The organism is Rhodococcus sp. B10 (assembly GCF_011770055.1).
GTDB classification, from domain to species: Bacteria; Actinomycetota; Actinomycetes; order Mycobacteriales; family Mycobacteriaceae; genus Rhodococcoides; species Rhodococcoides kyotonensis_B.
The window spans coordinates 172,673-180,929 of record NZ_JAAFYV010000006.1 but is presented as its reverse complement, the minus strand read 5'-3'; the positions used below and the strand labels follow the sequence as shown (position 1 = coordinate 180,929).

Here is an 8,257-nt window from a genome sequence, read left to right as displayed (position 1 = left end):
CCCCCGTGCCGGTGGACGTCCAGGTGGACGGTGCGGTGACCGTGCCACCTCCACCGCCGGTGCCCATCTCGTTCGACGTCACGCAGCCGACGCTCCAACTGACGCCACCCCCGCCGGTGCCTATCTCGTTCAACGTCGACCTGCCCACCATCACGATCCCGCCACCGCCGCCGGTGCCGGTAGTCGTGATCCCGCCGGACCTGTCGGGCTTCACTGTCGACCTGAGCGCGCAAGGCGCAGCTGCCGGCGCATCGTTCGCAGCCGGCCTCGCAGGCTCCGCCGGCGCGGTCGCCGGTGCTGCCGCGTCGATGGCTGCTGCTGCGCAGAACGTGTCGGTCGACCTGTCCGGTCAGGGCGCTGCAGCCGGCGCGTCGTTCGCGGCCGGCATTCGGTCGCAGGCCGGCGCGGTCGCCTCCGCCGCTGCCGAGCTGGGCCGCATCGCCGCCGCGAATAAGGGACATTACAAGGGCCGCAAAGGAATTGCTGCCGACCGGATCATGCTGATCCCCCACGGGCAGGCAATGGTGAAGGGCTTCATCGGCGGCATGCAGTCCCAGAAGCGTGACCTCATCCGCGCCGCGCAGACCCTCGCGTCGGACGTGTACACAGCGTTCGACGACGACCTCGTGCCGAACATCGGACTGTCCGGCGGAATGGAGATCAAGCAGAAGGTCGTCGTGCAGGTCGAGGCCGGCCTGATGGCCGACCCCGTCAAGATCGGACGCGAAGTGAAAGACGTGCTCAACGCGTACGGCAAGGAAGTAGGCTCGTCGAGCCGGGTGATCAATGTCTAGGTTCATCGACCGGACAATGGTCCAGCTGCAAGTCGAGGACTCGCACACTGACGTGTGGGTCCCCGAGGGCGTGGCACTTCCGCAGCGGACCTACGAGCCCGGCGGCATCGTCTACGACTGCACCCGAGGAATGGCGTTCCACAGCGAGACCAAGACGCGCATTCAATCCGACCGCACCGCAAGGACATTCAAGTCCACGCGCACCAACTGGGTTATATCGGTGAACGGCAGCGGCACCGCACAGAAAGCCGTAGACATCGGCCCGGTCCTCGCGCACTCCCGCATGGCCATCCCGGTCGGGCCGGGAATGAAGGTGAACTGGTCGGGCCGCGTCCGCATCCGCCGCACCGGATACAACCCAGAGGACGAGGACGGCAACAACACCAACATCAACGCCCGAATCGTGCTGTGGGGAACGAAGGAGGTCACCGACGAGTACGGCGTCGAGTCGACCAACAAGGTCGAGCTGATCGCCTACCAGGCGCAGATGCAGCAGTGGGTGTACGCCGCGCCTCAGAACAACTACATCGCGCTCACGTTGCCCACCGTCGCCGATGTCGTGATCCCGGCCGATGTCGACCGAGTACATCTGACGGTGACGATGCACGCCTCCACGACGGGCGAGCCATTCAAGGCGCAGTACCGCTCGTTCTACTGGGGAGCTCTCGACACCGACTTCTTCGCCGTCTACACCGCCACCCCGCTGACGGTGTACGTGACGAAGCCCGACATCGTGAACCTGACCGTCGACAATCCAAACAGTCAGACGAGCAAAGTGTTTCGAAATCGAACCACGTTCACGAACGTGCCGCCCGAGTCCGAGCTGGTGCTGTGCTCCGACGCGGCCGGCTCAGTGACGGTTCAAGCGTGGGACGGCGCAACGCTGCTCGCCAACATCGTGCTGCCCGCCGGCTCCCGAGTCGTCACCCCGCTCAACCCTGCCGGCCGCACCGTAACCCTCACCGCCACCGGCGACTACGGCGTCGAACGACTGACGGCCCGTGAAATCTCAACGCTTACAACCGAACAGACTCCGGCGCGTCGATACGAGTACGTGAACGTGATCGACGAGGTCAACAAGATCACCACTGAAAGCATCGAGGCTGACCTCGCCATTGCCACAATCCGGTTCGTCTCCGACACCATCAGTTCCCGACTCGTCGCCGGCCGGCGTGTGCGCTTGGTGTCGACGCACGCGGACGGGCACACAGTCATCTACACCGGAACTATCCGACACCGACGAATCATCAACTCGTTCAACAGGAAAGACCAAGTCGAGCTGACAGTGCACACCGTCCACAGCACTGTGTCACAGTCCGAATGCCCGGTCGCCTACGACCAGCTGCACGAGTACGCACCGCTCGTCGCTGCAACTGGCGCACAGGTCGTCATCGACGGCGTCGACTACACAGGTAAGGCCGGCCGGCTCCCCGACGGCTGGGACTATTTCCCGTCGTACTCCGACGCCGGCCTGACGATGGGCGAGTCACTGCTCATGGTTCGCAACACCCGCAAAGCCTTCATGTTCGTCGATCGACACAACCGGCTGCAGCTCCGCTCGACCCTCGCCGCCGACGCAGTGCTCGACGTCTCGGACATGCCCGAGCAAGGCGACATGAGCTTTACCCGAGAGATCGAATCCGGTTCGGACACAGAGAATCTGGTGAACGCTGTCGCGGTGACCGAGCACTATCTCGACCGTGAGGACTTTCTTACGCGTGAGACGGACGGCGAGGACCCGCCGATCATGGCACTGACCGACATCGCTTCGAAGTCACGCACCATCGAGTACCGCCGGCAGTCCTCGATCGAGACGTACGGCCTACAGAAGCGGTCGTTCGACGTCGTGCGCGGGACTGGAAGCTGGGCGGACCTGACTGCTGACAAGTACGGAACCACGTTCCAGCAATGGGCGGCGGAAATCCTGGACGCGCACGGCGAAGATGTGCAGTACGTCAACAAGATTCGACTCACCGTGACCGACGCCCGACACATCGCGCTCGTGTCCAGGTTGCAAGCGCTCGACGCAGTCGTCGTGCGGTTCCGCGGCAACGCGGCAGTGCGGCGGATACGCCGCCTCGAGCACAACATTCAGCCGAACAAATGGACCGTCGACGTGCGGTTCGACATCACCGGCACGCAGACTCACTGGCTGCCGGCTACCCCGGTGCCGGTGCTCCCGCTCGGCGACATCGACGCCGGCACGATGCAGAAGCCGGCCGGCCCGATCATCGACGGCGGTCACCCCGCCCACACAGTTACTTCGATCCTCGATGGAGGGACCCTCTGATGGCAGTGCGATCCAGAATCCAACAGCTCCGCGCAACGTCCGCTGAGTGGGCAGCACAGAACCCCGTGCTGATGGCCGGCGAGATCGGCGTCGAACTCGACACCGGCTACATGAAGGTGGGCAACGGCACGCAGCCGTGGAATGCGCGCCCGTACCAGCAAGGCCCGAAGGGTGACACAGGTGCGACCGGCGCAACCGGTGCGACCGGACCCGCCGGGCCAACTGGCGCGACGGGAGCGAAGGGTGACACCGGCGCGAAGGGTGACACCGGCGCGAAGGGTTCGGGCCTGCAGCTGAAGGGACAGGTGGCCACCTACTCGGCGCTGCCGACCACCGGGCTGACGGCCGGCGACGGGTACATGGTGACAGCGGACGGCAAGGTGTACATCTGGTCCGGCACTGCGTTCCCCGCGAACGGCAGCGGCGTGCAGCTCCAGGGCGTCGCCGGCCCCGCAGGACCCACCGGACCGCAGGGACCCGCCGGCGCGAAGGGCGATACCGGCGCGACGGGAGCCAAAGGTGACACCGGCGCGACTGGTCCCGCCGGCCCGACGATTGCCGCCGGCGCGACCACCGCTCTGTGGTCGGGCACCGAAGCGCAGTACACCGCCCTGCCCACCGCGACGAAGAACGCGGCCGGCTTCATCGCGGTGATCGTGTGAGCGTCCGTCTCGCCGGCGCGCTGATCAAGCGCGTCATGGTCGGGTCCACTGCAGCCAAGCGCATCATGGTCGGCACCGGCGCTACAGCCGTCCAGGTGTGGACAGCGTTCACCTCGATGGGCATGAGCAAGTCCGGCACACAGGTCACCACCACGAACAGCACATCGTCCAGCGCGAACACAATCACCGGTTGGGTCCCGCAGGCCGCTTACCCAGGAACGGTGATCGACGCCGACACCTCGTTAGTGATGAGCGAATCAGGCGAGGTGACAATCACTGCGACGGCGACAATCTCGTCGTCGGGAACGGCGTCGCACAGCCGAGGTATCCATCTGCGGATTGACGGCGCGAACGTCGCCACGGACTCGACAACAGTCGGTAGTCAGACCTCGTTCGCCACGTCGTACACCGGCCCAGTGACGGCAGGCCAGAAGATCGGCATGGCGGCATGGGTGCAAGCCACCACGTCCGGCTATCGGAACCTCACCGCCGCCGAGATCGTCGTGAAGCCGACGGTCTAGTCGCCCTGATACAGCTGGCGATCCCAGTACGCCTTGCGACGCCACTGGGTGACGAGTGCGGCTGTCAGTCCGACGACTGCGACGACGGCGATCTTGGTGTTCACGGTTAACTCCTAGCTGTAGTAGGCGGTCGCCGCTACTGCGGCAACGACGACGATTGCGAGCACACCGGCGACGACGGTGAGCGTCCGACGCATCCCGCCACGGCTCATCGGCGTGAGCGGGTTACGCCGGCGGACGGCGTCGAAGGCGAACGCCCACAACGTCAGCAGGATGAGTACCAGCGTCAGCAGAATGAGTACCTGCACCCAGAAGCTCGCCTCGATGATGCTCATGGCTGAGAGTTCTAGCACACCGGACATATCAGGCGATGGCGCGGTACAGGTCCAGCTTCTCGACAGCCGCGCGCATGCGCAGATCGGTGACACCCGTGTACATCTGCGTCGACGTGAGCGAGCTGTGGCGCATCAACTCTTGCACCACACGAACGTCAGCCCCGTCCTCCAGTAGCGTCGTGCCGTACCAGTGGCGCAGGCGGTGCGCCGAACCTGGTATGTCGGCACGCCGGAACGCATCACCGACGCTCTGCGACACCGACTTTCGGGTGACGTGCTGACCCGGCCTCGTTCGGTTCGACGGGAACCACCAGCCCCGCGCCGGCATCCCTTCGGCGGTCGCGACGAGGACCGGGTGCAGCGGTACCCATTCCTCGCTGCCACCCTTGCCCTGGACGAGCATGCGACCTCGTGGCACGTCGACGTGCTCGCCTCGGAACGCAGCAATCTCGATGCAGCGGAGGCCGGCGAGCGCCGCCAGCAGAATCATGACGCGCGTGCGGTGGTGCATGTTGGTACGCAACAGTTGGATCAGATGTTGGTCCGCGACCGGGCGAGGCTTGCGCTTCGGCTGCTTGATCTTGCCCACCTTGATCATTGGGTCATCGGCCCGAATGTCCTGCAGCTGCAGCCATTTGAAGAACGTCACCAAGTACGAGTGATACGTGTAGTGCGTGCTCTTCGTCCACTCCGGATGCGAGGAGTACCACCGCACGATGTCGAGTGGTTGGGCGTACGTCGGGTCGATGCCGGCCTCTGTAGCGAACTGCCGCAGGACACGAATGCGCTCGCTCCGAGTCGTGTCGGCCAGGCGTACGCCGTGGTGCCAGAGTTCCCACTGATCAATAGTCGCGTTAGTACTCATGCGTCCCAACAGTCACAGCAGAACGGACATTACCGACCAGTTGCGTCCGTTTGTTCACCGAACTGGGACACGTCTGCAACCCCGTCACGCCGCGACCGGTGAGAGGTGGTGAATCGTGGAACTTTTAATCCGCAGGTCGTAGGTTCGAGTCCTACTGGGGGCACCGAATGCGCACGGCTCGAACTTCACCGCGACTCTTCGCCCGAAGTTCGAGCCTTTTTCGTCGTCGGCCTGCGATCGACCCGTGACCGCGAGGCGAACAGCGGATGACGATTGCACCTCGATACCGCGACGAATGCGTTGCAGGCCGCGAAAGGGCAGTCACCCGTCGGGCAGACTGTCTGCGGCGACGCACAGCACATCGACAGCAAACATGCAGCCCTTTCCCGTTATGCAGTCGTACACTCGGTAACGGTTCGAGAACGGGGAACGAACCTGCAATGGGGGAAATCTCCGAAGTACCAGCCGGTAATCGTGATGCGCGACGCAGTTCGACGCGTGCACACAGCGAAGTTACGGTGCCGTAGGCTGGGTCCGGTTATCCGCAATGTCTGGAGGCAATGTAATGGCGAGGGATCTGACACAGCTGGAACTGCTTCAAGAGCTGGTTCCTGTTGCGGAAGACAACGTGAACCGCCACTTGTCCATGGCCAGGGAGTGGCATCCGCACGACTACGTGCCGTGGGACGAGGGTCGTAACTTCGCGGCACTCGGCGGCGTCGATTACGACCCGGAGCAGAGCAAGCTCTCCGAGGTCGCCAAGGCTGCGATGATCACCAACCTGCTCACCGAAGACAACCTGCCGTCCTACCACCGCGAGATCGCCGAGAACTTCTCCCAGGACGGCGCCTGGGGCACCTGGGTCGGACGGTGGACCGCCGAGGAGAACCGGCACGGCATCGTCATGCGCGACTACCTCGTCGTCACCCGCGGCGTCGATCCCGTCGCGCTCGAGCAAGCCCGCATGATCCACATGACCAACGGTTTCGCATCCCCCGCCGGATCGCAGACCGGACTGCTGCATTCGGTGGCGTACGTGACGTTCCAGGAGCTCGCGACGCGCGTCTCGCATCGCAACACCGGCAAGGTGTGCGACGACCCGATCGCCGACCGCATGCTCCAGCGCATCGCCGCCGACGAGAACCTGCACATGATGTTCTACCGCAACATCAGCGCCGCAGCCCTCGACATCGCACCCGACCAGACACTCGACGCGGTGTGCGACATCGTCATGAACTTCCAGATGCCCGGCGCCGGAATGCCGAACTTCCGCCGCAACGGTGTCCTGATGGCCAAGCACGGCATCTACGACCTGCGTCAGCACCTCGAAGAAGTCGTCTGGCCCGTCCTGCGCAAATGGAAGATCTTCGAGCGCGAGGACTTCACCGGCCGCGGCGAGACCCGTCGGGAAGAACTCGCCGCGTTCCTCGAAGACCTGGAGAAGCAGGCCACCAAGTTCGAAGAAATGCGCGACCGCTCGCTCGCCCGAGACGCTGCGAAGGCCGCAAAGCAGGCGTCCTGACCTGCGGAGAACCCGCTTCACCTCGATCGTGCCCGGTACCGTGGTCGGTGCCGGGCACCGCTCGTTTGCTCCACACACCCAAGAAATAACGAGGCTTTTCGATGACATTGCAGATCGGTTCACTCGAACTGCACAGCCCTGTTGTGCTGGCCCCGATGGCAGGGGTCACCAACGTGGCGTTCCGCACGCTGTGCCGTGAGCAGGAGATCGCACGCGCAGGCAGCACCTCCGGGCTCTACGTCTGCGAGATGGTCACCGCCCGCGCGCTCGTCGAGCGTCAGCCCGCGACGATGCACATGACCACCTTCGGGCCCACCGAGACACCCAGGTCGCTGCAGCTCTACACCGTGGATCCGGACACCACCTACGCGGCCGCGAAGATGATCGTCGACGAGAACATGGCCGATCACATCGACATGAACTTCGGTTGCCCCGTGCCGAAGGTCACCAAGAAGGGCGGAGGCGCCGCGCTGCCGTACAAGCGCGCCCTGTTCCGACGCATCGTCGCTGCCGCGGTCAAGGCCACCGAGGGCACGTCGGTACCCGTCACCGTGAAGTTTCGTGTCGGCATCGACGCCGAACACCACACGCATCTCGACGCGGGCCGCATCGCGGCCGAGGAAGGTGCGGCGGCCGTCGCGCTGCATGCTCGCACCGCGTCACAGCGTTACTCCGGCACCGCGGACTGGAACGAGATCGCCCGACTGAAGGAACACGTGACCGACGTCCCGGTCCTCGGCAACGGTGACATCTTCTCCGCGTCCGACGCGGTACGCATGATGAACGAGACCGGTTGCGACGGCGTCGTCGTCGGGCGCGGATGTCTCGGTCGCCCATGGCTGTTCGCGGAGCTGAGTGCACGCTTCGCCGGCCGTCCGGAGCCGACGCCTCCCACCCTCGGCGAGGTCACCACGATCATCCGCCGCCATGCCGAGCTGCTGGCCGATCACCACGGCGAGGACAAGGGCCTGCGCGAGCTCCGCAAGCACGTCGCGTGGTACCTGCGGGGCTTCCCTGCGGGTTCCGACGTACGAGTGCAGATGTCGCTGGTCAAGTCTCTCGCCGAGCTCGACGACCTGTTGGCCCTCCTCGACCCGACCGTGCCGTTCCCGAAGGACGCGGAAGGCCCGCGCGGACGCCAGGGATCGCCCGGCGCAGTGTCGCTTCCCGAGGGCTGGCTCGACGATCCCGAGGACGACCGTGTTCCCGTCGGCGCCGACCTGATGCATTCCGGAGGCTGACCTGCGTCGACGGTTCGGCGCCATGAT

General features: G+C 64.9%; 7 protein-coding genes and 1 pseudogene. 6 read left to right on the top strand and 2 right to left on the bottom strand.

Annotation, left to right across the window (positions count from 1 at the left end):
• From RhoFasB10_RS06425 to RhoFasB10_RS06410, 4 genes and pseudogenes are all read left to right on the top strand, one after another.
• A pseudogene (locus RhoFasB10_RS06425) lies at positions 1-794 on the top strand (hypothetical protein); the annotation flags it as partial.
• Between the two features lie 16 nt (positions 795-810).
• Positions 811-3,084 carry a hypothetical protein gene (locus RhoFasB10_RS06420; protein ID WP_167675647.1) on the top strand — a complete coding sequence of 758 codons (2,274 nt, stop codon included), beginning with the start codon at positions 811-813 and terminating at the stop codon, positions 3,082-3,084.
• A complete protein-coding gene (locus RhoFasB10_RS06415) occupies positions 3,084-3,746 on the top strand; it encodes a collagen-like protein (RefSeq protein WP_167675645.1) in 663 nt (220 codons plus the stop codon). The genes RhoFasB10_RS06420 and RhoFasB10_RS06415 overlap by 1 nt, the downstream gene beginning before the upstream one ends.
• On the top strand, positions 3,743-4,267 hold the full coding sequence (locus RhoFasB10_RS06410) for a hypothetical protein (RefSeq protein ID WP_167675643.1): 525 nt from the start codon (positions 3,743-3,745) through the stop codon (positions 4,265-4,267). The genes RhoFasB10_RS06415 and RhoFasB10_RS06410 overlap by 4 nt, the downstream gene beginning before the upstream one ends.
• A 113-nt stretch (positions 4,268-4,380) precedes the next feature.
• Here RhoFasB10_RS06410 and RhoFasB10_RS06405 read toward each other — a convergent pair whose 3' ends face one another.
• Both RhoFasB10_RS06405 and RhoFasB10_RS06400 read right to left on the bottom strand, forming a co-directional pair.
• Positions 4,381-4,602: a hypothetical protein gene (locus RhoFasB10_RS06405; protein WP_167675641.1), complete on the bottom strand. Its 222-nt coding sequence runs from the start codon at positions 4,600-4,602 to the stop codon at positions 4,381-4,383.
• Between the two features lie 28 nt (positions 4,603-4,630).
• Positions 4,631-5,467: a tyrosine-type recombinase/integrase gene (locus RhoFasB10_RS06400; protein WP_167675639.1), complete on the bottom strand. Its 837-nt coding sequence runs from the start codon at positions 5,465-5,467 to the stop codon at positions 4,631-4,633.
• A 565-nt stretch (positions 5,468-6,032) separates the two neighbouring features.
• Between RhoFasB10_RS06400 and RhoFasB10_RS06395 the strand changes: the two genes are divergently transcribed.
• Together RhoFasB10_RS06395 and dusB are read left to right on the top strand one after the other, a co-directional pair.
• On the top strand, positions 6,033-6,989 hold the full coding sequence (locus RhoFasB10_RS06395) for an acyl-ACP desaturase (protein WP_167675637.1): 957 nt from the start codon (positions 6,033-6,035) through the stop codon (positions 6,987-6,989).
• 101 nt (positions 6,990-7,090) lie between these two features.
• Positions 7,091-8,230: a tRNA dihydrouridine synthase DusB gene (gene dusB, locus RhoFasB10_RS06390; RefSeq protein WP_068424846.1), complete on the top strand. Its 1,140-nt coding sequence runs from the start codon at positions 7,091-7,093 to the stop codon at positions 8,228-8,230.
• Positions 8,231-8,257: the final 27 nt, after the last annotated feature.